At 66.4% G+C, this 24,221-nt stretch carries 18 protein-coding genes and 1 pseudogene; 11 read left to right on the top strand and 8 right to left on the bottom strand.

The annotated features are described in order from the left end of the window. The first annotated feature begins 2 nt into the window (after nt 1-2). The 4 genes from V6Z91_RS20080 (at nt 3) to V6Z91_RS20065 (ending at nt 3,611) form a co-directional block, all read left to right on the top strand. Entirely contained in the window at nt 3-1,598 is a 1,596-nt protein-coding gene (locus V6Z91_RS20080) for a cytochrome ubiquinol oxidase subunit I (RefSeq protein ID WP_338760223.1), read from the top strand. A 4-nt stretch (nt 1,599-1,602) separates the two neighbouring features. After that, a complete protein-coding gene (gene cydB, locus V6Z91_RS20075) occupies nt 1,603-2,760 on the top strand; it encodes a cytochrome d ubiquinol oxidase subunit II (protein WP_338760221.1) in 1,158 nt (385 codons plus the stop codon). A 37-nt stretch (nt 2,761-2,797) separates the two neighbouring features. Then, nucleotides 2,798-2,956 (top strand): cytochrome bd-I oxidase subunit CydX, encoded by a 159-nt coding sequence (gene cydX, locus V6Z91_RS20070; protein WP_338760218.1) that lies wholly within the window; start codon nt 2,798-2,800, stop codon nt 2,954-2,956. Nucleotides 2,957-3,134: 178 nt separating this feature from the next. Further along, complete coding sequence (locus tag V6Z91_RS20065; RefSeq protein WP_338760215.1) at nt 3,135-3,611, top strand: nuclear transport factor 2 family protein; 477 nt, start codon at nt 3,135-3,137, stop codon at nt 3,609-3,611. Nucleotides 3,612-3,659: 48 nt separating this feature from the next. On the opposite strand, the gene V6Z91_RS20060 is transcribed toward V6Z91_RS20065, so the two are convergent. The 4 genes and pseudogenes from V6Z91_RS20060 to V6Z91_RS20045 all read right to left on the bottom strand — a co-directional run bounded on the left by V6Z91_RS20060 (nt 3,660) and on the right by V6Z91_RS20045 (nt 6,834). Next, nucleotides 3,660-5,366, bottom strand: coding sequence for an amidohydrolase family protein (locus tag V6Z91_RS20060; RefSeq protein WP_338760212.1), 1,707 nt, complete (start codon nt 5,364-5,366; stop codon nt 3,660-3,662). Nucleotides 5,367-5,486: 120 nt separating this feature from the next. Beyond that, nucleotides 5,487-6,311, bottom strand: coding sequence for an amidohydrolase family protein (locus V6Z91_RS20055; protein WP_338760209.1), 825 nt, complete (start codon nt 6,309-6,311; stop codon nt 5,487-5,489). A gap of 119 nt (nt 6,312-6,430) precedes the next feature. Then, nucleotides 6,431-6,580: pseudogene (locus V6Z91_RS20050) on the bottom strand (mannitol dehydrogenase family protein); the annotation flags it as partial. A 74-nt stretch (nt 6,581-6,654) separates the two neighbouring features. After that, a complete protein-coding gene (locus tag V6Z91_RS20045; protein WP_338760206.1) occupies nt 6,655-6,834 on the bottom strand; it encodes a hypothetical protein in 180 nt (59 codons plus the stop codon). A gap of 76 nt (nt 6,835-6,910) precedes the next feature. Here V6Z91_RS20045 and V6Z91_RS20040 point away from each other — a divergent pair, with 76 nt between their 5' ends. From V6Z91_RS20040 to V6Z91_RS20025, 4 genes are all read left to right on the top strand, one after another. Further along, nucleotides 6,911-9,136, top strand: a complete 2,226-nt coding sequence (locus V6Z91_RS20040) for a hypothetical protein (protein WP_338760203.1) — start codon at nt 6,911-6,913, stop codon at nt 9,134-9,136. 200 nt (nt 9,137-9,336) lie between these two features. Next, a complete protein-coding gene (locus V6Z91_RS20035; RefSeq protein ID WP_338760200.1) occupies nt 9,337-10,674 on the top strand; it encodes a YihY/virulence factor BrkB family protein in 1,338 nt (445 codons plus the stop codon). Between the two features lie 110 nt (nt 10,675-10,784). After that, on the top strand, nt 10,785-11,921 hold the full coding sequence (locus V6Z91_RS20030; protein ID WP_338760197.1) for a PQQ-dependent sugar dehydrogenase: 1,137 nt from the start codon (nt 10,785-10,787) through the stop codon (nt 11,919-11,921). A 320-nt stretch (nt 11,922-12,241) separates the two neighbouring features. Continuing rightward, on the top strand, nt 12,242-12,496 hold the full coding sequence (locus V6Z91_RS20025) for a hypothetical protein (protein ID WP_338760194.1): 255 nt from the start codon (nt 12,242-12,244) through the stop codon (nt 12,494-12,496). A 64-nt stretch (nt 12,497-12,560) separates the two neighbouring features. On the opposite strand, the gene V6Z91_RS20020 is transcribed toward V6Z91_RS20025, so the two are convergent. Together V6Z91_RS20020 and corA are read right to left on the bottom strand one after the other, a co-directional pair. Continuing rightward, on the bottom strand, nt 12,561-12,839 hold the full coding sequence (locus V6Z91_RS20020; RefSeq protein WP_338760191.1) for a hypothetical protein: 279 nt from the start codon (nt 12,837-12,839) through the stop codon (nt 12,561-12,563). A gap of 230 nt (nt 12,840-13,069) precedes the next feature. Next, complete coding sequence (gene corA, locus V6Z91_RS20015) at nt 13,070-14,038, bottom strand: magnesium/cobalt transporter CorA (RefSeq protein WP_338760188.1); 969 nt, start codon at nt 14,036-14,038, stop codon at nt 13,070-13,072. A 483-nt stretch (nt 14,039-14,521) separates the two neighbouring features. On the opposite strand from corA, the gene V6Z91_RS20010 reads away from it, so the two are divergent. The 3 genes from V6Z91_RS20010 (at nt 14,522) to V6Z91_RS20000 (ending at nt 20,490) form a co-directional block, all read left to right on the top strand. After that, nucleotides 14,522-17,698, top strand: a complete 3,177-nt coding sequence (locus V6Z91_RS20010) for a TonB-dependent receptor (protein ID WP_338760185.1) — start codon at nt 14,522-14,524, stop codon at nt 17,696-17,698. Between the two features lie 90 nt (nt 17,699-17,788). Next, nucleotides 17,789-19,444 (top strand): glycoside hydrolase family 43 protein, encoded by a 1,656-nt coding sequence (locus V6Z91_RS20005; RefSeq protein ID WP_338760182.1) that lies wholly within the window; start codon nt 17,789-17,791, stop codon nt 19,442-19,444. 26 nt (nt 19,445-19,470) lie between these two features. Beyond that, the gene (locus V6Z91_RS20000) at nt 19,471-20,490 is read left to right on the top strand and encodes a glycoside hydrolase family 43 protein (protein ID WP_338760179.1); all 1,020 of its coding nucleotides are present in this window, start codon (nt 19,471-19,473) and stop codon (nt 20,488-20,490) included. Nucleotides 20,491-20,517: 27 nt separating this feature from the next. Here V6Z91_RS20000 and V6Z91_RS19995 read toward each other — a convergent pair whose 3' ends face one another. Both V6Z91_RS19995 and V6Z91_RS19990 read right to left on the bottom strand, forming a co-directional pair. After that, a complete protein-coding gene (locus V6Z91_RS19995; RefSeq protein WP_338760177.1) occupies nt 20,518-21,483 on the bottom strand; it encodes an alpha/beta hydrolase in 966 nt (321 codons plus the stop codon). Between the two features lie 161 nt (nt 21,484-21,644). Continuing rightward, entirely contained in the window at nt 21,645-24,209 is a 2,565-nt protein-coding gene (locus V6Z91_RS19990; RefSeq protein WP_338760174.1) for a family 20 glycosylhydrolase, read from the bottom strand. Between the last annotated feature and the right edge of the window lie 12 nt (nt 24,210-24,221).

Below are 24,221 nucleotides of genomic sequence, written 5' to 3'. Positions count from 1 at the left end.
CCATGGATCTCGACGTTGTCGGGCTCTCCCGACTGCAGTTCGCCCTGACGGCGCTGTACCATTTTCTGTTCGTTCCGCTGACGCTCGGCCTGTCGATGCTGCTGGCCATCATGGAAACGGTGTACGTGATGACCGGCCGCACGATCTGGCGCCAGATGACCAAGTTCTGGGGCGTGCTGTTCGGGATTAACTTCGCCATCGGCGTCTCTACCGGCCTCGTGATGGAATTCCAGTTCGGCATGAACTGGAGCTACTACAGCCACTACGTGGGCGACGTGTTCGGCGCTCCGCTGGCCATGGAGGGCTTGATGGCCTTCTTCCTGGAAGCCACCTTCGTGGGCCTGTTCTTCTTCGGCTGGGACAAGCTGACGAAAATCCAGCACCTCGTCGTGACGTGGCTGACCGCCATCGGCACCAATTTCTCGGCGCTGTGGATCCTGATCGCCAACGGATGGATGCAGAACCCGGTCGGCGCCGCCCTCAACCCGCAGACCATGCGCATGGAAGTGACGGACTTCTCCGCCGTGCTGACGAACCCGGTGGCGCAGGCAAAGTTCGTGCACACGGTGTCCGCCGGCTACGTGGTCGCCGCCCTGTTCGTGCTCGGCGTGTCCGCATGGTACCTGCTGAAGGGCCGCCACGTCGAGGTGGCGAAGCGCTCGCTGACCGTGGCGGCGTCGTTCGGCCTGGCCGCCTCGCTGTCCGTCGTCGTGCTGGGCGACGAGAGCGGCTACCTGTCGACCGAACACCAGAAGATGAAACTTGCCGCCATCGAAGCCATGTGGCATACCGAAAAGGCGCCCGCGCCATTCACCGCCTTCGGCTTCCCCGACCAGGAGGCCCGCGAAACGCACTACGCGATCCACATCCCCTTCGTGATGGGCCTGATCGGCACGCGCTCGCTCGATACCGACATCCCCGGCATCCATGAACTGGTGGGCGTGGCCGAGACGCGCATCCGCGAAGGCATCCAGGCCTACGACGCGCTGGAACGGATCCGCGCGCTGGGCGGCAACGCCACGGTGCCGGCCGAGCTGCAGGCGCGCTTCGAGGAGCACAGCGCCGTGCTCGGCTACGCGCTCCTCCTCAAGCGCTATGTGGACGACCCGCGCCTGGCCACCGAGGCGCAGATCAGGCAGGCCGCCAACGATACGGTGCCGCGGGTGGCGCCCCTGTTCTGGTCCTTCCGCGTGATGGTCGGGCTGGGCCTCTTCTTCATCGTGCTGACCGCCACGTTCTTCGTGCTGTCGGCGCGCCGCAAGCTCGATGCCTACCCATGGCTGCTGAAGGTCGCCGTGTGGTCGATCCCCCTGCCCTTCATCGCCGCCGAGGCGGGCTGGATCGTGGCGGAACTGGGCCGCCAGCCCTGGGCCATCGAAGGCGTGCTGCCGACCGCGGTGGCCGTGTCGAACCTGGGCATCCAGACGGTGCTGGGCACGCTGATCGGCTTCGTGGTGCTGTACACGATCCTGCTGGTGGTGGAAATGAAGCTGATGCTGAAAGCAATCCGCAAGGGCCCGGAACCCGAGCTGGCGGCCGCGCAGCGCCCCGCGCCCGCCGTGCCGGCATCCCATGCACAACTGATGACTACGGAGTAACACCATGATTCTTCATACCCTGCTCGACTACGACACGCTGCGCTTCACCTGGTGGATCCTGCTGGGCGTGCTGCTCGTCGCCTTCGCCGTGACCGACGGGTTCGACCTCGGCACCGGCATCCTGCTGCCCTTCGTGGGCAAGACCGACCTGGAACGCCGGGTCGTCATCAACGCCGTCGGCCCCGTGTGGGAAGGCAACCAGGTGTGGCTGGTGCTGGGCGGCGGCGCCATCTTCGCCGCCTGGCCGCAGCTCTACGCCGTGTCGTTCTCCGGCTTTTACCTGGCAATGGCCGCCGTGCTGCTGGCGCTGATCCTGCGCCCCGTCGGCTTCAAGTACCGCAGCAAGCGCGACGACCCGCGCTGGCGCGCCGCCTGGGACTGGGCGTTGTTCGTCGGCGGCTTCGTGCCTTCGCTGATCTTCGGCGTGGCCATGGGCAATGTGCTGCAGGGCGTGCCGTTCCGCCTGACGCCGGACATGCAGATTTTCTATGAAGGCAGCTTCTTCGGCCTGCTGAACCCCTTCGCCCTGCTGTGCGGCCTGGTGTCGGTGGCGATGCTCGTGATGCACGGCGCCGCATGGCTGTCGCTGAAGACCGAAGGCGCCGTGTCGGCCCGGGCGCGCGCCTCGGGTATCGTGGCCGCCCTGGCGACGATCGTGCTGTATGCCGCGGCCGGCGCCATGCTGTGGAGCTTCGTCGACGGCTACCAGGTGACCAGCCACGTCGTCACCACGGGCGCATCGAACCCGCTGTTCAAGACCGTGCAGGCGGCGGCAAGCGGCGCCTGGTTCGCCAACTACGTGAACCATCCCTGGACGCTGGCCGCCCCGGTCGCCGGATTCGCCGGCGCGTTGCTGGCCATGGCCGGCCTGGCGCGGCGCTGGGAACGCGCCACGATGCTCTTCTCCGGGCTGTCGATCGCCGGCATCGTGCTGAGCGTCGGGGCCTCGATGTTCCCGTTCATCCTGCCGTCGTCGCTGCAGCCGCAGGCCAGCCTCACGGTATGGGATTCGTCGTCCAGCCACCTCACGCTGTTCATCATGCTCGTCGGCTCGGCGATCTTCCTGCCGCTCATCGTGGCGTACACAACCTGGGTCTACAAGGTCCTGTGGGGCAAGGTGAACCCGGCCGAGATCAGCGGCGGCCGGCACCACGCCTATTGAGCACCCCTGTCAAACACTGAACTGGAAAGGAATCATCATGTGGTATTTCGCCTGGCTCCTCGGCCTGCCCCTCGCCGCCGCGTTCGCGGTACTGAATGCGATGTGGTTCGAACTGGTCGACGATGCACGGCGGCGGCCGGTCGTGCCCACGTCGCCCGCGCCGCTGGAAGAGGAACCGCGGCGGCGGCAGGCCTGACGCCGCGTCTCAACGGCGCGCTGCCGCCCCGAGCTTGCGCATGAAGCCGTCGACCAGCGCGGCGGTTTCATCGAGCCGCCAGCGACTGGTGCGCGGCGGCGCAGCCGCAGGAAACGCGTCCAATCCGAACCCGGCGCATAATGCCTGAGCATCATTCCCCCCAACGAAAGGAGTCCGCATGAGCAGCATCGAACCCCGTCCTCCCCTGCCCCCGTTCACCCGCGAAAGCGCGATCGAGAAAGTGCGACTGGCCGAAGACGGCTGGAACGCGCGCAACCCCGAAAGGGTCAGCCTTGCCTATACGCCGGACAGCCGCTGGCGCAACCGCGCCGAATTCGTCAACGGGCGAGCCGAGATCGTGCAATTCCTCACGCGCAAATGGGCGAAGGAACTCGATTACCGGCTGATCAAGGAACTGTGGGCGTTCGAAGGCAACCGCATCGCCGTGCGCTACGCCTATGAATGGCACGACGATTCGGGCAACTGGTTCCGCTCCTACGGCAACGAGAACTGGGAGTTCGACGAACAGGGGCTGATGGCGCGGCGCTTCGCGTGCATCAACGACTTGCCGATCCGCGAGGCGGACCGCAAGTTCCATTGGCCGCTGGGCCGGCGGCCGGATGACCATCCGGGGTTGAGCGAGCTGGGGCTGTAGGCACTTCCCCTCCGGCGACGACGCCCGCCGCCACCCCGGACCGGTCGCCTACCGCGGCCGCAGACTCTTCCTCACATACCCCGGCAGGTTGGGATTGCCGAGCAGGCGTTCGATGAAGCGCTCATCGTCCACGGCGGTGATCGGGTCCAGGGACATCGGCCGCACGGGAACCTCGGCTTCCGGCGCCGCCGCACGCAACGCAAAGCCCATCGGCGCGTGCCCTCTGTCGTCGTGGCCGTTGCCGTTCCGCCCATGTCCATTGTGATCGACGCCATGATCGCCATGATCATGATCATGCCCCTCCATGTCGAGCTCCAGTCGCCACTGCGGGGCGGCGCTTGCCGCCATGAGGGCGGCAGGCGGGCGTGCCGATTCCTCGGCGAGCCGCGGCAGGTTCTGCAAGCCGTATGTCAGCTTGCCGACGGCCTCCGCCAGCGACATGCCGCCCATCGCGTCGTCGCCCTCTTCCACCAGGTCGATGTGGTATTCCTTGCCGCCGATGGTGAACGACTCGCTCGTCAGTGGATCGCCCACGGTGAAATCGCCGGCCTCGCCGACGCGGATGCGCCCGTCGATGAGGATGGCGCGGATCGCCGTCTCTTCCGCGTCGACCAGGGCCGTGTACGGGTCGGCGTGCGTGCCTTCGATGACGAGCAGGTCGGCGCGCAGGCCGGCGGCGATGCTGCCCACGTGCCCATTCCAGCTCAGCATGGCGGCCGGCACCGCCGTTACCATTTCCACCAGTTCGCGCGGCGAGAACAGCCCGCCCAGCTTGCGGCTGACGGCGCGCGCCACCTTCAGTTCGCCCAGCAGGTTCTTGCAGCCGCTCGGGCTCCAGTCGGCACCGAGCGCGATGGGCACGCCGCGCGCCTTGGCGGCGGCCACGTCGGCCGTGCGGCCGTACAGCAGCAGGTTGCTGGTGGGCGACCACACCATGCCGGCCGTGCGGGCCATCACGTGGAAGTCGCGCGACTTCAGGCCCACGCAGTGGATGCAGATCATCGACTTGCCCACGGCCCAGCGGCCATCGTGCAGCAGCAGGTCGCGGAAGCGCTGCCGCGCACCGCGATCCGTGCCTTCGCTCAGGTGGTAGAAGAACGGCATGCCGGTCTTCAGCGCCGGCATCAGCTTGGTCGCGATCTCGTCCGGATGGTAATCGAGCGTCTGCCCGGCCGCCACGGGCCAGCCCTGCTCGATCGGCTGCTCGACATTGCGCACCAGGCCCTCGAACAGCTTGCGTGTGCCGTTCGTGGACGACAGCGACATGCCCTGCGCCGTGGTCACGCCGCCGAACAGGCTGCGGCACTCGGCATAGCGGATGATCGCGCGGGTATAGTCCGCATCCGGATGACGGGCCAGCAGGCTGGCCGGCCGCGCCACGTCGGACTGGTAGCTGGCCTCCTCGGTGCGCCACTGGTTGCGGTTCGTGTAGCGCTTCGGTACCTGCCACAGCGGCAGCATATTGTAGGTCAGGTGGTTGTGCAGGTCGATCAGGCCGGGGAAGATCGTGCCCCCCGTTTCCGTCGCCCGGATGCCCTCGAAGCCGGCTGGCAGCGGCTCGCCGGCCGCCAGCACGGCCGCGATCCTGGCGCCGTCGACGCAGACCCGGCCCTGCCGCAGGATCGTTCGCCCGGCATTCATCGTGACGATGTCGCCAGCCAGGATTTTCTTGCCGTGTTGCCGGCTGCCGTTCGGCTGGCCGGGGCCCTCGTGCAGCTCCTTGCCATGCAGCTGCTTGCCATTAAAGTCAATCATCGTGCCCTCCTCACGCTGTTGGCTATGAATAGCGTGCGAGCATTGCACAACATCCCGCCCGAAAAATACCGGAGAATTGTAATTCGATTGTCTTTATTTTGTTGCAATAAGGATCAGCAGCTATCCGATCCGGTAGAAACGCCCGGCATTGGCGCCGAAAACGGCCTGCCGGCCCGCCTCGTCCATATGGGCCAGCAGCGCCTCGCTGGCGGCGGCCCAGCGGCGGTAGTCGGCGGCCAGCTCGAGCACGGGCCAGTCGCTGCCCCACAACACGCGGGCGCTGCCGAACACCTCCAGCACATGCGCCACGCACGGCCGCAGGCGCTCCACCGTCCAGTCCGGCCCCGCTTCGGTGACGACGCCGGACAGCTTGCAGTGCACGTTGGGCAGCGCGGCCAGCGCGGCGATATCGCCGCGCCACCGGGCCGTGTCACCGGTGGCGATCGCCGGCTTGGCGATATGGTCGATCACGATCGGCAGCCCGGCGTGGCGCCGCGCGAAGGCCAGCAGCGCCGGCAGGTGGCGCGGCAGCACCAGCGCATCGAACGCGAGGTGATGCCGCAGCATGGCGGCCACCGCCGGATCGAGCGCGGGATCGGCGATCCACGCTTCGTCCAGTTCCTGCAGCATCGGCCGCAGGCCGCGCAGCTTCGGATGCGCCGCCAGCGCGGCGATACGGCGCGGCGCGTCGCTGGCCTTCAGGTCAGTCCAGCCCACCACGGCGCCGATGCAAGGGTGCCGGTCCGCCAGGCCCAACATGAACCGCGTATCGGCCTCGCTCGGCAGCGACTGCACCAGCACCGTGGCATCGATGCGATGCTCGCGCAGCAGCGGTTCCAGGTCGCCCGGCGCGAAGTCGCGGTAAATCGTCGCCAATTGCGGCGGCGGCCAGGCGCCGTTGCGATCGGCCAGGCGCCAGAAGTGCTGGTGGGCGTCGATCCTCATGCTTCGTCCAGGCGCGGGGCGGCGTGCAGCCGCGGCTGCGGCAACGCCGGTGCCAGCTGGCGGGCCAGGTCGATCACGGGCAGCAGGCGCCGCCGCTTCTTCTGCGCATGGTTCTGCGCGATGCGCCGCACGCTCTGCGGGTTGCCCGTGGTCTGCACCACCGCGATCCGCCCCGGCGCTTCGCCACGCTCGGGCGCTTCGCCGATGAACAGGTCGACGTGCGCCTGGAGGAACCGGCTCGTGCCGAACTGGAGGACGGCGATCGTCATGCGGACGCGCCGGGGCTGGCGAAAGGCATTCGATGCATGGCGTCTCCGCTCGGTTGGCTGCGGTCGAGTGTACTTCATGTATTTTGAACAAACAACCGTTCCCGGTGCTTCACGACCGCCCCGGCCGAGCGCGAAAAGTCACCGATTGTCACGCCCGCGGGCACGCGCGGAAGAACTGCCGCGCTACCACTGGAGTTATCAGAAACGTAATGATAGACTGCCGCCCCTGCCAGCTCATCCATCGCGCGATCCATGGGTTTTATCCGGAACATTTCCTGCACCGCCGCCCTCCTTGCCTTGCCATTTGCAAGCCTTGCGGAGGAAGGAGCGGTGCTTGCCTCCCTGCCCGCCCTGCTGCTCGAACGGCACCAGCTGATTGCAGTGGACGGCAAGCTCGATGAAGAGACATGGGCAAAGGCGCCCGAGTTCGGCACCTTCCACCAGTTCCTGCCGGAGAACGGCAAGCCGCCGCCCGCGGGCTTGCGCACCACCGTGCGCCTGCTGATCGACAACGATGCCCTGATCTTCGGCATACGCGCCTGGGACGGCACGCCCGAAAACATGCGCAGCTCCCTGGCGCGGCGCGACAAGGTGGCGCAGGACCAGGACTTCATCGGCATCTGGCTCGACCCCACGGGCCACGGCCGGGCCGCGCAGTTCGTGCGCGTGAATATCGACGGCGTGCTCTCGGACGGCATGTATCGCGCCGACGAGGACGAGGACGACCTGGGCCCCGATTTTCCCATCGACGCGGCCGTGCGCCGCCTGCCGGACGGCTACACGATGGAAATCCGCTGGCCGCTGTCGAACCTGCGCTTTCCCTACGAAGACGGCAAGACGTGGCGCCTGATGGTCGAGCGCGGCGTGCCGCATGCCGGCGGACTGCGGCTCACCAGCACGCCGCTCAAGACGGGTTCGCTCAGCTACATCGATGCGCTGCAGGAGATCGGCGGCATGGGCGGCACCGTGCAGGCCGTGCGCGACCGGGCCTTCCTGGAGCTCAAGCCCGAGGTCACGGTGCGCGCCAACCGCGACGAGGACGATGCCGGGCGCCGCCGCGGCAACCACGGCAGCGTCGGCCTCGAGATCAATGCGCGCCCGCGCGCGGACTGGGTATTCAATGCCACCCTCAATCCCGATTTCTCGCAGGTCGAGATCGACGAACCGATGCCCACCGGCGCCAGCCGCATCGCGCTGTCGCTGCCGGAAAAACGCGGCTTCTTCCTGGAGAGCGCGGACGTGCTGGGCCTGCCCCTGTCGGCGTTCTACTCGCGCACGATCGCCAGCCCGCAGTGGGGCTTGCGGGCGACGTGGCGCAAGGCCGATGCCGATGCGACCGCGATGAGCCTGCGCGACGAGGAAGGCGGCGTGGTGATGCGCGGGCGCGTGTACGAAACGGCCGAGTACGCGCAGACGCGGCGCCCGCTGGCCAGCCTGGTGCGCGCCCGCTGGCACGGCGAAGGAGCGCTGCTGGGCGCTTTTGCCTCCCGCCGCGATTACGGTGATGCCGGCAGCAACGAAGTGGCCGGCTTCGACGGCCAGTGGCGCGACGGCGGCAACCAGCTGTCGTGGCTGCTGATGCACTCGCGGAACAGCGCCGCCTTCGTCGAGGACCCGCAGCCGCGCACGGTGCGGGTGCCGGCGCGCAGCGGCAGCTACGCGCAGGGACGCTATGTGCACATCAGCGACGACTGGTGGAACGAGGCGAAGCTCGAGGCGATCGGGCCGGGCTTCGTCAACGACAACGGCTTCGTGCCGCAGGCGGGCGTGGTGAAGACCGATATCAACCTGAACCGCCGGCTGGGCGAGAAGACGGTTCCCCTCGGGCCGTTCGGCGACGAACCGCTGAGGCTCTACGAATTCGAGGCACACCTGGGGTTGCACGAAATCCGCACGCTGTCCGACGCGACGCTGGGCCAGCAGGCCAACGAGATCGTGCAGCGCAAGATACAGCCGGGCATCTGGTACCGCACCGGCCGGCAGACCGACCTGTGGGCCAACCTGGGCTTCGACCAGCAGCGCGCCCACCGCAACGGCAAGCTGCACGACACCCCGGCGGTGCACTTCGGCTTCGCCTCCTCGCCGCTGCCGTGGATGCCCGTGCTGAAGGCCGAGGTCACCCTGGGCCGTCAGCTCGACGTGGATGCCGACCGGGTGGGCGGCGGCGGCAATGTCGTCATGGACATGGGCTTGCGGTTTCCCCTCGGCGCGCGGGGCTGGGCGATGGAGTCGGACGTGCGCCTGAACCGCGCATGGATCGATGGCACCCGAGGGCGCCCCGCCTTCGCCGACAACGGCTGGCGCTGGCTCGGCATGCTGCACTTCACGGCCAGCGACTCGCTGCGGCTGCTGGCGCAGAACACGTCGTCGTCGCGGCGCGACGATGGCGTCTCCGGGCTGGCTCCGTGGGCCGAACGGGGCTCGCACCGCTCGGTGCTGTTCCGGCACCTGTGGCGGCACGGGCGTTCGCTGTCGGTGGGCTGGTCGCGCGACCGGGCGAGCGAGGCGAATACCGTCAACACATCGCTGACGGTGAAGATGCAGTGGGAGGTGTAGAGCGCCCGGCAAAGCGACGGCTTCTCCCTGCTCGATCGTGCGCGAAGTGGAAGGCCGCACCGCAATCGTTCGCTCGTCTGTCGCGCTTGCGTTTAGTACCGCACAGAGGGCGACTCCTTAGTCCTTATACTTGGTCAGTGTAGTCCTAAAGCGTGCCCAGCGAAGCGCTTCGGCATCGTTGCTGATCAGATGAGGAAAAGATGGCCAATACCGCCCAGGAAATGCATGCTGCCGAAACCGACCTTGCCGCCGCCGCGCGGCGACTGAAATCGAAATCCTCCGACATGCTCTCTTCTCCCTATGTGCTTGGCGGGGCCGTGCTGGGGATCACCGCCGCGGGCTACGCGCTCGTCAGGCGCAGGAAAGCCGTGCCGTACACCGCGGCACCGAAGCGCAGCGAGGGCCCTGCATCGGAGCGCAGCGACGGCCCTGCATCGGAGCGCAGCAAGGCCCCCCCACGGGAGACCAGCGAGGACTTTGGCGACATCCTGAAACTGGTCGGCGTGCTTGTTTCACTTGCAGCGTCTTTTGCTCCGGCTGGCAAGACCACGAAGGTCGACGCACCCGCGAGCAAGAACGACACGAAGGTTGTTCCGGTGCGTCCGGATGAACACCCATCCGATGTGAAGGTTGAGCAACCAGGCAACACGGCGCCCGTGCGCCCGAGGTTCGAACAAACCTCGGCAAGCTGGGTTGGCAGGCAGTGGCAAATATTCCTGGCCGCGGGCAATGCATGGATCGATGACTACGCACCCAGCATGGGAGCGGCGCTTTCGTATTACATGCTGTTCTCCCTGGCACCTTTGCTGGTCATGGTCATCGCCATCGCCGGCGCGGTGTTTGGGCAGGATGCGGCGCAAGGCGCGATTATCGCGCAGCTCGGAAGCATCATGGGAGAAGAAGGGGCGACTGCAGTGCAAGGCCTGCTCCAGGCCGCGCGTGAACCGTCGACCGGAATTGTTGCAAGCATCGTTGGAGGGTTGCTCCTCCTGCTGGGCGCGACCGCGATGTTCGCCGAACTGCAAACGGATCTGGACCGCATCTGGGAAGTGCCGGAAAAGGATAAACCGTCGGGTATCTGGGGGTGGTTGCGCAGCCGCGTTCTATCCTTCGGGCTGGTATTGGGAGTCGCCTTCATGCTGATGATTTCGCTCGTCGTCAGCGCTGCGCTCGCCGCGGCGGGAGAATGGTTGGGCGGTGCTTCGGGAGCGGAAAGCGTGATAGCGAATGTATTGAATTTCGCTGCCTCACTGGTCATCTTCACGGTGCTGTTTGCGATGATTTACAAGATCATGCCCAGCGCGACGATATCCTGGCACGACGTGTGGATGGGGTCGGCGGTAACAGCGTTGCTCTTCAACGTGGGGAAATCGCTCATCGGCTTGTACCTGGCGAAATCGGACGTGGCCTCCGGCTTTGGCGCAGCCGGCTCGGTTGTGATCCTCGTCGCGTGGTTCTACTATTCAGCCCAGATCTTCCTGTTTGGCGCTGAATACACATGGGTCTACGCAAACAGCAAAGCACGGGGCAAGGGCTGATTTTCCGCATCCGGGCGCTGGCGTGAGGCCGGTTGCGCGCCGGACGTCGCCGGCAACCTGGCCGTGCCCCGACAACCTGACATCGATCCGCGAATGGAGACCCGAATAACATGAACTTGCCCCTGCCCGGCCCTGCCACCACTTTCTCGCTCACCCTGCTCGTCTGCGCGGCCGCTCCAACGGCCGCGCATGCGATGGCCGGTGCCGCGGCCACCGCCAGAGCGCCATTCGAGGTCAAGGCAGTCGGCACATTCAAGAGCCCATGGGCGATGGCCTTCCTGCCCGACGGGAATATGCTGGTGACGCAAAAGGAGGGTTCGATGATCCTGTTCAATCCAGGCACCGGTGCCAAGCGAACGCTGTCCGGCACGCCCGCCGTCAGCAGCAGCGGCCAGGGCGCGCTCATGGACGTCGTGCCCGCTCCCGATTTCGCGGCCAGCAAGCTGCTCTACTTCAGTTACTCCGAACCCGGTCGCGGTGCCGGCAGCCGGGTCGTGCTCGCCACCGCGACACTGGACCAGGCAGCCGGCGCGCTCAGGGATACGAAGGTCATCTTCCGTGCCCAGGATGCATCGACCGGCGGGCACTATTCGGGCCGCATCGCCTTCTCGCCGGACGGCAAGCATCTCTTCTTCACCAGCGGCGACCGCCAGCTTCTCAATCCGGCACAGGACCCCAAGTCGACGCTCGGCAAGGTGCTGCGCCTCGACCTCGACGGCACGCCGGCCGCCGGCAACCCGCTCGCGGCCAGGGGCTTTCATGCCGCCGTCTGGTCCTACGGCCACCGCAATCTGCTGGGCATTGCCTTCGACAGGCAGGGGCGCCTGTGGGAAATGGAGATGGGGCCGCGGCATGGCGACGAGATCAACCTGATCAAGCCTGCCCTCAACTATGGCTGGCCGAGGGCATCGAACGGCAGCCACTATGATGGGCGGGACATTCCCGATCACGCGCCCGGCGACGGCTTCGAGGCGCCGAAAGTGTCCTGGAACCCTGCCATCTCACCGGGCGGCCTCGCCTATTACGATGCGAACCTGTTCCCGCAGTGGAGGAATTCCCTGTTCATCACCGGTCTCTCGGGCCAGTCACTGGATCGCATCGCCCTCGACGGCGAGAACGCTACGAAGGCAGAACATTGGGACATGGGGGAACGCATCCGCGCCGTGCGCACCGGGCCGGATGGCGCGCTATGGCTGCTGGAGGACGGTGGGCGCGGCCGGTTGCTGATGCTGACGCCGAAAAAGTAGTCAACCGTCCCGAATCGGAGATTCCGAGGGAAAGCCCGGCGTTCGCGAACAGTGCCCAAAAAAAAGCCGGCGCTGGGCCGGCTTGAAGTCCATTCTCAGTAGAGAGAGTCTGGAGGAGACAGGTGCATCATCGCACCGCTCGCGCGATAACGCCAATTGATTGTTCCCATACTGCTCATCACCACGGTGAATGGATGAGCGGGTGCACGGTCCGCGTCATGTGCGTGTCATATGCCTGTCATATTCCTGCCCTAGGCTAGCCTTTCGCAGGGTGCCCCGCCGAGGCGGGCCGCCCTCCTCAACCGATGAGGCAAGCCAGCATGAACGCTATCCGCGGTATTCCCGATCTGTTCGCCGGCGCCACGGCCGCGTGGCTGGCGCTGGGCATGGTGGCGGCGGCGGCCGCCTGGCTGTTGCGCGATGGGCTGCGGCTGATCGCCCACCTGCGCGCGGCGGACCAGCTGATCGCGGCGGGCATGCCCGAGCGCGACGCGCTGCGCACGGCTGGCTGCCTGTTCTGGCAAACGCCGTGGTACCGGCGTATCTTCAGGCGCTACCCCGCATTGCGGGCGTGAGCTCCCATGCGCCCGCCCGAAGGAGCTGTTCGGGCGGCGCCGCGCTGAGAGGCCCGCGGCCGCGTCAGACGAGGTTCACGCCCAGCACGAAGGAAATCTTGCCCACGTCCGCCCCCTTGCGTTCGACGGATACCGAGCGCAGGACCGGCACGACGAGCGCACTGCCGGGCTGGTGCACTTCTCCATGATTGAGCAGGTAGCGAAGGTCCGTTTCCGCCACCTGGAAGGGTTCCACCGAATAAGGCATGTCCGCGACAACGCATCCCGCCGACTTCAGCCTTTCCATCACCTGCCTGCACGCCTCGTCCACGGGCGCTTCGGCTACTGCCACATCAAGAACCATATTTCCCATCTTCTACACCTCACCAGCGAGCGACCCGGCGGCGGCTGCACGAAGCTGGCCGCATGGCGCGCGAATCTTCCGGATGGCCACGTCGGAACCGTGGCGATAGCGTTATCACTGCTGCGTTTGGAGCATTACCTGAGGGCCCGAAGTATGACGGATTTATGACAAATTGTAAATACTTTGAAGCAACAGACCGCGCAGTACAGTTTTGGACCGCGCTTCGCCCGTCACAGCCACCCTGCCTTCTTGAACTTGCGGTACAGGTAACCGCACACCAGCGCCATCGTGGCGAGCGCGCACGGGTAACCATACTTCCACTTCAACTCCGGCATGAACTCGAAGTTCATGCCCCACACGCCGGCGAATGCCGTGAATACGGCGAAGATCGCCGCATAGGAGGCGAGCTTCTTGCTGATGTCGTTTTCCTCGATTGCCACCATCGAGAGCGTGACCTGGATCGCCGTGTTGATCGTGTCGCGCACGGCGTCGAGCCGACCGGCGATGCGGAACAGGTGATCGTGCACGTCGCGGAAGTAATCCTGGGTTTCCGCCACCACGGCGGGCACGCGGCCGCCGTGCAGGCGCCCCACCGCATCCATCAGCGGGATCACGGCATGGCGCAGCACCAGCGCCTTGCGCTTCAACTCATACAGCCGTTCGATATTGGCGCGCTGCCCGTTCTTCTGGCTGAAGATCTGGTCCTCGATCGATTCCAGGTCCGATTCGAGCCGGTCGACGATGGGAAAATAACGGTCGACGACGGCATCGACCAGCGCATACAGCACGAAGCCCGCGCCCTTGCCCAGCTGGTGCGGTTCGCGCTCGGCGCGGGCGCGCACGCCGAGGAAGTCCTGGCGCGAATCGCTGCGCACCGACAGCACGTAGTTCGCGCCCGCGAACACGGCCAGCTGGCCGACCTTCAAATCGTCGCCCTCCATTTCCACGATGTGCACCACGACGAAGATGTTCGACCCGTACTCCTCCATCTTGGGCCGCTGGTGGCCGCGCGCGGCATCCTCGATCGCCAGTTCATGCAGGGAAAATTCGTCCTTCATGACCTCGATCTCGTCGACACCGGGGTCGCGCAACGCGACCCACACGAAGGTGTCCTGCTCCTTCAGGTATTCACTGATGTCCTCGACGGGAATGTCGGACAGTTTCTTGCCTTCCTGGTAGGCGACGCAATTGATCAGCATGTTGACTTGCAATGACGGTGGGACAAATGCATGAGCTTACAGCATCCGGGCTGTAGCAAAAATGCATCACCTGCGCGGACGGCGATTGGTAGCGGTTCCATCGCCAATGTTTGCGCTATTCATTTTAAATCAACGCCTTCGAAGCAAGCGCCACCACGATGGTGAGTGTCCATACCCATTTCGGCATCGACAGCCGTGAAAAAGTTATTGGATCGACCAATTGCGCCGGGCTAGATTGCATTCAGCGCGCTGATATTTCAGCTTCCCGCGAGCAGTGCCAACGATTTTCGACAGGCTGATCACGGAATTGATTATGGTAGCGCTTATCACCAGTGTTACAGACCGTGTTTATCAACGCCCTGGAAAGGAGGTCCCGCACCACCCTCTACGCTAACGAAATGCTGTTGTTTATTCCAGTAAAAACACCTGGCACGGTGCGACCGGCCGGTACGGCCCCAGAGGCCAACAATAATGGAGACATGGATGAACAAGAAGTATGCAAGCGCCCATCGGCGTTCGCTGGGTCGCGGGCGCGATGCGCTCGTGCTGAGCGTTATCTCGGGAATCGTCGGCAGCGCATGGGCGCAGGCGCAAGCGGAGCCACCGTCAGGCCCCGTTCCCGCAACCACCAGCAGCGCCGCCACCACGGCGACGCAGGACAAGCCTGTCACGATCACCGTCAGCGGCTATCGCAGCTCGCTGGGCCTGTCCGCTGCCGAAAAGCGCGACAACATCGGCCTGTCGGACACCGTCTTCTCCGAGGACATGGGCAAGTTCCCCGACCCCAACATCGCCGACGCGCTGTCGCGCGTGCCCGGCGTGCAGGTCACGCGCGCCTCGATCGACGGCGAGGGGATGAACATCTCGATCCGCGGCATGGGCCCGGCGTTCACGCGCGTGCTGCTCAACGGCGCGCCGATGGCATCGGCATCGGCCGGCAGCTGGGGCGGCACCATCAGCGCCAACCGCGAAGTGGACATGGACTTCCTGCCCTCGGAGCTGTTCCGCAGCGCCAGCGTCTATAAAAGCCAGATGGCCAGCGTGATCGAGGGCGGCATTGCCGGCACGGTCAACATGCGCAGCGTGCGCCCGTTCGACAAGGCCGGCCTGCGCTCGGCCTTTACCCTGTCGGGCAATTATCGCGACCAGGACGGCAAGTGGGGCAATACCGGCTCGGGCCTCATCAGCAACACGTGGAACAGCAGCACGTTCGGCCGCTTCGGCATCCTGGCCGGTGTGGCATGGGGGAACACCAAGTACAAGACCGACGCGTTCCAGACCGTGGACATGCGCAACCTGCAACTGAAATCGTTCCAGGCCAATGCTTCGGACAAGCCGAACAGCACCGGCGGCGGTTCGCAATCGACGCCCGACACGGTGCCGACCGGCCTGCCGCTCGCTTCCCTGCCCGACTATGCCCGCTCCGTGCTCGTGCCCGGCGCCCAGATCGACCGCAAGATGCTGCTGGCCCTGAACCCCGGCGCCACGCTGCAGCAGATCGACAACGGCCTGATGGGCCGCCTGGGCCGCCACGTGGTCTACCAGGGCGAGCGCAAGCGCGCCGGCGAAGTGATCAGCGTGCAGTGGCAGCCGAACGAGCACTGGGACATCTACCTGGACACGCTGTTCGCCCAGAAGGAAAACAGCATGCTCTCGGAAGGCATGAACGTGGGCACGCGGGCCAACACGCCGATCCCCATCGGCCTGGAATTCGACCGCAGCGACTGCACCATCGGCTGCGTGATCACCAAGGGCACGTTCGCCAACACCTTCTGGTCGCTGGAATTCCGGCCCATGGAAGAAAAGACCGTGTTCCGCAGCTTCAACCCCGGCTTCGAGTGGCGCCCGGCCGACAAATGGACGATCGACGGTCACGTGAACTACACGAAGAGCACGTTCTGGCGGGACATGCCGACGGTGCTGCTGGCCACGCCGTCGGCCAATTCGGTGATCGCCTATGACAACACGACACCGGGGCAGACGCCGACCTACACCGGCAACCTGGATGTGAACGATCCGCGCAACTTCGGCTGGTACCAGGCCGGCCAGGGCCTTTCCGGCCTGCGCATGGACCTGTACGAACGCACCAACACCACCAAGGGGTCGCGCCTGAACGTGGCATGGGGCGACGGCGACCTGACGCTGAAGGTGGGCGGCGCATGGGACGATATCGAACGCCGCTACCGCGGCTACAGCGTGGCCGACGCGTGGATGAACGTCACCTGCGGCAATAACGTCAACGCCCGCCTGTTCGCCCCGAACACCCAGCTGCGCACGCCCGGCTGCGACGGGCGGAGCACACCGGGGCCGATCCCGGACGCCGCCACGGTCTACCCGGGCTACGGCACCGGCGTCACGGCCGGCGGCCCGCCGCTGGCCTACCTGGGTTCCGTGATCCCGAATGCCGCGGTGCCCAATTACGCGCGCCCCAGCAACCACGGCTTCATCACCGTCGACTGGCCGAAGTTCGCGAAGGATACGGACTACCAGTTCTTCCGCGACAATATCTACCAGGGCTTCAACAGCGGCAGCGGCGGTTACATTCGCGAGGTGGTGACCTCGGCCTATGCCGAGGTCACCGGCCGCACCGAGCTGTTCGGGCGCACGCTGCGCTACAACGCCGGCTTGCGGCACGCGCGCACGAAGCAGACGATCGGCGACCTGTCCTACGTGGCCGATCCGCGCAACGCCGGGCTGCAGAACGGCGGGCTGTATCGGAACCTGGATTCGTGGGCTTATGAAACCATCCACTACAGCAATAACCTGCCGTCGGCCACGCTGGCCTACAACATCACGCCGAACACGATCTTCCGGCTGTCCGGTTCGAAATCGCTGACGCGCGCCAATCCGGCCGACCTGCGCCAGACCCGCCTCTCGATCGGCGACCAGGGCGCGCGCCAGGCCAACCTGACCAATCCGAACCTGAAGCCGTTCGCGGCCAACAACCTCGACGTCGGCCTCGAGTACTACTTCAGCCGGGAAGCCTATGTGGCCGCCAGTGCCTTTGCCAAGGACATCACGAGCCGCCCGGGCCGGCGGGTGCTGCTTTACACGCTGGCCGAACTGGATGCCCTGTACGGCGAGATCGGCCTGACCGATGCGCAGCAGCAGGCGGTGACCGCGAGCGGCGGCCGGGCCAATCACGTGGTCGAGGTCACGGAACCCTACAACATCGACAGCAAGCTGAAGGTGCGCGGCGTGGAACTGACGTGGCAGCAGCCGCTCGACATGCTGCCCGTGAAAGGCTTCGGCTTCACCGGCAACTTCACGTACACGAAGCAGACGGACGAGGCGCCGAACGCCCCGCCCGTTGCCGGCGTGCCGCCGCGCACCAACAACTTCACCTTGTACTACGAGCGCAACGGCCTGTCGGCCCGCGTGTCGCGGCAGTACACGGCTTCGCACGTGGTCAACACGAGCACGGGCCTGTCGGTGGAGGGCGGCGCCTACGCGTACACGACGGAGCGCAAGCAGGTGGACCTGTCGGTGGGAATGAACCTGAAGCGCATGTTCGACTTCCGCTACAACACCGACCTCACGCTGTCGGTATGGAACCTGAACAATGCGATCAGCCAGACGTACACGCAGTTTTCCAACGCGATCTACGACGAGTACAAGCCGGGGCGGAGTTACACGATGTCGCTGCGCACCGCGTTCTGACGCGCGGAGGCACGTAACGATTCATGGTCTCGCTCCGGCGAGTTTTGGCGGCCCCGCCACCCGGGGCCGCGTTTTTCTTTTTTGACGACGATGAGATATCCAACGGCATTCCTTGCAGCCCTGTTCCTCGCCAACGCGGCCCACGCGGCGGACAGCGCCACCGCGCGCTTCGAGCGCTTCAGCTATTCGGGCCAAACCCAGGAGCAGGCCAAAGCGCGGCCCGGAGAATACGTGAACCCCATCCTCGCCGGCTACTACCCCGATCCATCGGTGGTGCGCGCCGGCGACGACTACTACGTGGTGGCCTCCTCGTTCACCAACTTCCCCGGCCTGCCCGTGATGCACTCGAAGGACCTCGTCACGTGGACCCAGGTGGGCAATGCCCTCGAGCGGCCCGGCCAGATCGATTTCACCGGCGTGCGCGGCTCGCAAGGCATCTTCGCGCCGGACATCTCGCATCACAAGGGCAAGTTCTACATCATCACAACCTGCGCCAGCTGCCCCGGCGGCGTGGGCAACTTCATCGTCACGGCCGACAACCCGGCCGGGCCATGGTCCAACCCGGTCACGGTGAAAGGCTTGAACGGCATCGACCCGTCGATCTTCTGGGACGGCGACCGCGCCTATGTCGTGCACAACGACGCACCCGAGGGCACGCCCCGCTACGACGGCCACCGCGCGATCTGGATCACCGAGATCGATCCCGTGTCGCTGCAGCGTATCGGCCAGCCGAAGGTGCTGGTCGACGGCGGCGTCGATCCCGCGAAAAAGCCCATCTGGATCGAGGCGCCGCACATCCTGAAGAAGGACGGGTGGTACTACCTGATCTGCGCGGAAGGCGGCACCGCCGACAATCACTCGGAAGTGGTGTTTCGCTCGAAGGACGTGATGGGCCCCTACACGCCCGGCCCCGTCAACCCGATCCTCACGCAGCGCGACCTCGACCCGAAGCGCCCGAATCCGGTCACGACCGCCGGCCACGCCAAGTTCGTGCAGACGCAGAACGGCGAATGGTGGGCGGTGTTCCTGGCTACGCGCCCCTACCCCGGCAATTTCTATAACATCGGCCGCGACACCTTCCTGCTGCCCGTGACGTGGAAGGATGGCTGGCCGATGATCCTCGAACAGGGCAAGACGGTACCCTACGCGCACGCGAAACCGAAGCTGCCCGCGCAGCCGGCGCCGAAGGTGCCGATGAGCGGCGATTTTACCTATGTCGATGAATTCGACGGCCCCCTGTCGCCCGCCTGGATGGGCCTGCGCACGCCGCGCGGCGAGCTGTACGAGATCGCCAAGGGCGAACTGGTGCTGAAGGCCGGGCAGCCGCTGGGCGACCTTTCCGGCGTGCCGGGCTTCGTCGGCCGCCGCCAGCAGCACCACGACGCCACCGTGTCGACCGTCGTGCAGTACGCGCCCGGCCGCGACGGCGAGCGCGCCGGCCTGCTCGCCATGCAGAACGACGGCGCCTGGATCTTCCTCGGCCTGGCGAGCGTGGACGGCAAGCGCGTGGTCGCCCTCTACAAGTCCGAGGGCGGCAAGGAGACCTTGCTCCAGACGGCGGCCGTGCCCGACAATCGGGTGGAGCTCGTGATGGAAATGCGCGGCGGACGCTCGTCGTACCGCTATCGCAGCGGCGGTGAAATGAAGACGCTGAAGGAGGACGTGGACGTGACCTTCCTGTCCACGCAAAAGGCGAAAGGCTTCGTGGGTGTCGTGATCGGCCCCTACGTGCAGGCCGCCCGTTGAAAACAACGACAACCATGGAGATACCAATGAAAGCAATACACCCCTTCGCGCGCGTGGCGCTGGCCTCGCTGTGCGCGGCCGCCCTCGCCCTGCCGGCGGCGGCGCAGGTGAAACCCGGCACCGCACCCGGCTCGAATCCCATCATCCGCGACAAGTTCACGGCCGATCCCGCCCCGCTGGTGGTCGGTGACACGCTGTACCTGTACGTGGGCCACGACGAGGCGCAGCGCGACGAAATGTTCAATATGCGCGAATGGCTCGTCTATTCGACGAAGGACATGAAGACGTGGACCGACCACGGCGCCATCATGAACGTGAAGGATTTCAAGTGGGCCAAGGCCGATGCCTGGGCTTCGCAGGCGATCGAAAAGAACGGCAAGTTTTACTTCTATGCCGCCGTGGAGCACGACGGCACCCACCCCGGCAAGGCCATCGCCGTGGCGGTGGCGGACAAGCCGACCGGCCCCTTCAAGGATGCGCGCGGCTCGGCACTCGTGACGAACGAGATGACCCCGAAGGGCACGCACAGCTGGGAAGACATCGATCCCACCGTGTTCACCGACGACGACGGCACCACCTGGCTCGCCTGGGGCAACCGCCAGTGCTATATCGCCAGGCTGAAACCGAACATGATCGAGATCGACGGGCCGATCCGCGAGATCACGCCGCCGCACTTCGAGGAAGGCCCGTGGCTGCACAAGCGCGGCAAGCTGTACTACCTCACGTATGCCTCGCTGGACCGCAAGACCCAGCGCGACGAGCACGTGTCGTACTCGACGGCGACCAGCCTGGACGGCCCGTGGACCTACCGGGGCCTCCTGACCGGCTCGGGCAAGTACAGCTTCACGATCCACCCCGGCATCGTGCAGTTCAAGGATAACTGGTACCTGTTCCTGCACAATGCCACGCTGGCTGTCGGCGACATGAACGGCGCGATCGGCCGGCGCGCCGTCACCGTCGAGCACCTGCAATACAACCCGGACGGCACGATGAAGCCGGTGGTGCAGACCGAAGCCGGCGTCAGCGCGCCGCCACCGCGACGCTGAGTTCGCGGCAGCGGCATGGGGGCCGCGTCAGGCCCCCTTGCGCTGCAGGTAGCCGTGCATGCCGAGCCAGCGCGCGAAGCCGTCGAACCAGCCGGTGCTGGTGGTGGTCTTCGGATACATGCCGAAGCCATGGCCGCCCTGCTCGTACAGGTGGAACTCCACCGGGCGCTTGGCGGTGCGCCAGCTGTCGATCAGGCCATAGCCGGCGTTGGCGAAGAACGGGTCGTCGGCCGCCAGCGCCACGAACAGCGGCGGCGCGTCGGCCGGCACCGTCACCGGTGCCAGCGGGCCGTAGATATTGGCGATGAAGGCCGGCTTCGCATCCTCGCCATACAGGGTGGTGGCCATCGTCAGCATCGCGCCGGCGGAAAAGCCGGCCATGCCGATGCGGTCAGTGTCGACACCCCATTCCTTGGCGCGGGAGCGCACCAGCCTGAAGGCGGCCCGGGCATCGGCGATCTGCGGCGCCAGTTCCACGGCGGGGTTCTGGTGCAGCCGGGGGCGCGAGGCGCCGGAGAACATCTCGGCCATCGCCTTCTCGAACGCCGGCATGTCGGCTGGCGTCTGCACCAGCCGGTACTTCAGCACGAAGGCGGCCACGCCCTTGTCGGCCAGCGCGCGCGCCACGTCCCACCCTTCGTTGTTCATCGACAGCGTGCGGAACCCGCCGCCCGGCGCGACGATCACGGCGGCCCCGGTTGCCTTGTCCCGCGCGGGCAGGATGGGCGTCAGCGTGGCGACGGTGACGTTGCGGGCAAACGTGCTGCCATACTGCTTGTGCCACGATTCCTGCACCGTGGCGCCGGGCAAGGCGCCCGTGCCCAGCACGATCGCATCCGGCTGCGGCGGCGCCGCGATGGGCGTCATCTTGTCATTCTGCGCCAGTGCCGGCGCGGCAAGCGCATAGACCAGCGCCAGGGCACCGGCAAGCTTGCCGGCGCAAATGCCCATGCGGGTAAGGCCGTGTCTTTCCATGCAAATCTTCGGTTGCATTCGATCTCCTCCTCAGTTCGGAACATGTCCGGGTGGACGATAGTGTCGGCGGCAGCGGTAGCGCAAACATCGCCACGCTTCCGGACGCTATCGTCACATATTCCGCGCGCTGAAGATAGCGCAAACATCGATTCCTGCGGAGATCAGGGCAGGAGCCTGCGTCAGCGGTTCTCCACGCTCGCCACCAGCCCCGGCCGGCCGTTGCGGTCGAACGCGGCAGCCTTGATGATGCCCCGCTCGGCGATCGGCCCGGTCACCGCCTTGCTGGCCCCCGTGGGCGTCGTGCCATCGCTCGTATAGCGCAGGGTCATTCCGGGCAAGACGTGGTTCACGAGCACTTGCCCGCCCTCGACCAGCAGGCCAGGCGGTGCGATACGGTAGTCGACGCCGGCCCGCTCCAGGTCGAGCCGCGGCAGCACGCGCTGGCCAAGCGCATTGACGAAGCCGGACCACGCGGCGCGGTGCAGCGCGGCCGCCGTCGCCGCATCCGACTCGAGGGCCCAGGCGGGATCGGGCGCCCAGGCCCGTTCGGCGACCGCCAGCAGGCGCGGCATCACCAGGTAGTCGATGCGGCGCGGGTCGCGCACCGTTTCCGTGAACAGCGTCGCTTCGAGCCCGCGCACGCGACGCCTGCCGTAGTCCGTCAAGCCATCCTTGCCGGTGCGCGCCTTGTCGCCGGCGTTCTTCAGGTAGTCGAACGGGATGAAGTCGTACACGTCGTCCAATTCCACGTAAGCGCCCCAGTTGACGCCCGGCTCCTCGGGGTTCGGGTTGTGCGCCATGTCCATGTACATCTTCGTCACCGGCGCCAGCACGATGTCGTAGCCGGCGTTGGCCAGGCGGTAGGCCAGGTCCTCGGCGCCTTCGGTGTTGTTCCATACCCAGGCGGTGAAGCCGCGCTGGGTGAACAGCGGGTTCGGGATCAGCTTGTGCTTGCCGTGCAGCGTGGTCTTCCTGGCCGCCATTTCTTCCCAGCCGGAAGCGAGCAGGCCGTGCTTTCGAACGATGCGGTCGACCCGGTCGTAGAAGTAGTCCCACAGGTCGGCGCTCGTCTCGAGCTTTTCGCGGTCCATGCGGGCGCGGCTCGCCGGCGACTTTTCCCAGGCGCCGTCGGGCAATTCGTCGCCGCCCATGTGGATGGTGCGCAGCGGCACGCCGGCGGCGCGGTGCAGCTTCGCGACCTCCCCCACCACGTGGTCGATGAAGGTGAAGCTCGATTCGAGACCGGGGTTGATCACGTGGTCGTCGTACATCTGCGGCGACTTGTAGACCGAGCGGTCGTCGGCATCGTGCAGCAGGTACTTCGACGCGTCCCTGCTTCCGGCCGCCCTCAGGCGCTTGTAGCGCGCCTCCATCGCCTGCACGGCGGCCCGCGCGTGGCCGGGCATCTCGATCTCCGGGATCACGTCGATGTGCCGTGCCGCCGCGTAGCGCAGGATCTCGATGTAGTCGGCGCGGGTATAGTGGCCGGAGCCGTGCGGGTCCGCCGGGTCGGGGCCGGAACCGTAGGCCGGTTGCAGCCGCACGCCGGGCTTCGCGCTGTGGCCGCGCACGGCGCCGATGGCCGTCAGCTCGGGCAGGCCGGCGATCTCGAGGCGCCAGCCCTCGTCGTCCGTCAGGTGGAAATGGAACTTGTTCAGCTTGTAGCGGGCCATCAGGTCCAGCCACTTGAACACGACTTCCTTGCGCTGGAAGTTGCGCGCCACGTCCAGCTGGAAGCCGCGGTAGCCGAACCGTGGCGCGTCGACGATCGCCAGCTCGGGCAGCGCCTGCTCGGCCGCGCCCGGCAGTGGCATCAGGTCGCGCAGCGTTTGCAGGCCATAGAATACGCCGGCCGCGCCGTTGCCGGTGATCGTGACGCCGCTATCGGTGTCGATCGTCAGGCGGTACGCCTCCGCCGACGCCTGGCCTTCCACGCTGCCGATGGCGAGCCTGACCGCGGCGCCACCCGCCGGGAACAGGGAACGCGCCAGCGCCGCTTCGGCGGCCAGGCCCGCCGGTGCGGTCACTTGCACCTGCCCCGCCAGGAGCAGCTTGCCGGGCCCCGCTTGCAACTGGATCGGCGTCGGCAGCACGGGCGGCACGGCCGACGGCGGCAACCGGTCGGCCCGCAGGTTGCGGCGGTACGTGTCGGCCGGCGTGACCACGGGCTTCAGGCCGCTGCTGCCCACCTCCACCTGCTCCGGGCGCGTCACCGGCAGCAGGGCAAAGTCCGGAATGGCCACGGCCTTGTCCGGCGCCGCGTCGTATACCAGATAGGGGCCGGTAGGCGCCTTGTCGAGCTTGACGATCGCGTACGGGTACAGCAAACCCACTTCGAGCGACTGCCCCGGCGCCAGCCCGCCGAAATCCGGCCCCGGCCGCAGGCGGAAATAACCGCCGGCCACCTGCTCGACCACCAGGCCGCCGGTCGTGGCGCCGGGCTCGATGGCATCCATGCTGTTGAAGTACAGCGACCAGCCCCGGGGTGGCAAGGGCTGGCTGTCGTGATTGGCCAGGGTGAGGCGCGCCTGCGTGCGCCCGCGCGGGTTTTCCGCCGTGAACAGATTGCGTTGCAGTTCCCAGCGCAGTTGCAGTCGCTCCGCGCTTGCGTACGCCTCCGCCACGGCCGGCGCGGGCTCCTTCGCGAGCGGCGCGACCTCGAGGGCCGGCACCGGCGGCGCCAGCAATGCCAGCAAAAGCGGCGCGGCGAGCACCCCGCTCCAGGCCCTGTTTCGATCAGCCAAGCTTGTCTCCTT

The organism is Massilia sp. METH4 (genome assembly GCF_037094685.1).
Lineage (GTDB): Bacteria > Pseudomonadota > Gammaproteobacteria > Burkholderiales > Burkholderiaceae_D > Rugamonas.
The sequence above is the reverse complement of the archived record's forward strand: the minus strand, read 5'-3'. Positions and strand labels throughout refer to the sequence as shown.

Excerpts from the sequence above, each read along its gene's own strand:
- V6Z91_RS20080 (WP_338760223.1), top strand. The coding sequence starts at position 3 with ATGGATCTCGACGTTGTCGGGCTCTCCCGACTGCAGTTCGCCCTGACG.
- cydB (WP_338760221.1), top strand. The coding sequence starts at position 1,603 with ATGATTCTTCATACCCTGCTCGACTACGACACGCTGCGCTTCACCTGG.
- cydX (WP_338760218.1), top strand. The coding sequence starts at position 2,798 with ATGTGGTATTTCGCCTGGCTCCTCGGCCTGCCCCTCGCCGCCGCGTTC.
- V6Z91_RS20065 (WP_338760215.1), top strand. The coding sequence starts at position 3,135 with ATGAGCAGCATCGAACCCCGTCCTCCCCTGCCCCCGTTCACCCGCGAA.
- V6Z91_RS20060 (WP_338760212.1), bottom strand. The coding sequence starts at position 5,366 with ATGATTGACTTTAATGGCAAGCAGCTGCATGGCAAGGAGCTGCACGAG.
- V6Z91_RS20055 (WP_338760209.1), bottom strand. The coding sequence starts at position 6,311 with ATGAGGATCGACGCCCACCAGCACTTCTGGCGCCTGGCCGATCGCAAC.
- V6Z91_RS20045 (WP_338760206.1), bottom strand. The coding sequence starts at position 6,834 with ATGGATCGCGCGATGGATGAGCTGGCAGGGGCGGCAGTCTATCATTAC.
- V6Z91_RS20035 (WP_338760200.1), top strand. The coding sequence starts at position 9,337 with ATGGCCAATACCGCCCAGGAAATGCATGCTGCCGAAACCGACCTTGCC.
- V6Z91_RS20030 (WP_338760197.1), top strand. The coding sequence starts at position 10,785 with ATGAACTTGCCCCTGCCCGGCCCTGCCACCACTTTCTCGCTCACCCTG.
- V6Z91_RS20025 (WP_338760194.1), top strand. The coding sequence starts at position 12,242 with ATGAACGCTATCCGCGGTATTCCCGATCTGTTCGCCGGCGCCACGGCC.
- V6Z91_RS20020 (WP_338760191.1), bottom strand. The coding sequence starts at position 12,839 with ATGGTTCTTGATGTGGCAGTAGCCGAAGCGCCCGTGGACGAGGCGTGC.
- corA (WP_338760188.1), bottom strand. The coding sequence starts at position 14,038 with ATGCTGATCAATTGCGTCGCCTACCAGGAAGGCAAGAAACTGTCCGAC.
- V6Z91_RS20010 (WP_338760185.1), top strand. The coding sequence starts at position 14,522 with ATGAACAAGAAGTATGCAAGCGCCCATCGGCGTTCGCTGGGTCGCGGG.
- V6Z91_RS20005 (WP_338760182.1), top strand. The coding sequence starts at position 17,789 with ATGAGATATCCAACGGCATTCCTTGCAGCCCTGTTCCTCGCCAACGCG.
- V6Z91_RS20000 (WP_338760179.1), top strand. The coding sequence starts at position 19,471 with ATGAAAGCAATACACCCCTTCGCGCGCGTGGCGCTGGCCTCGCTGTGC.
- V6Z91_RS19995 (WP_338760177.1), bottom strand. The coding sequence starts at position 21,483 with ATGCAACCGAAGATTTGCATGGAAAGACACGGCCTTACCCGCATGGGC.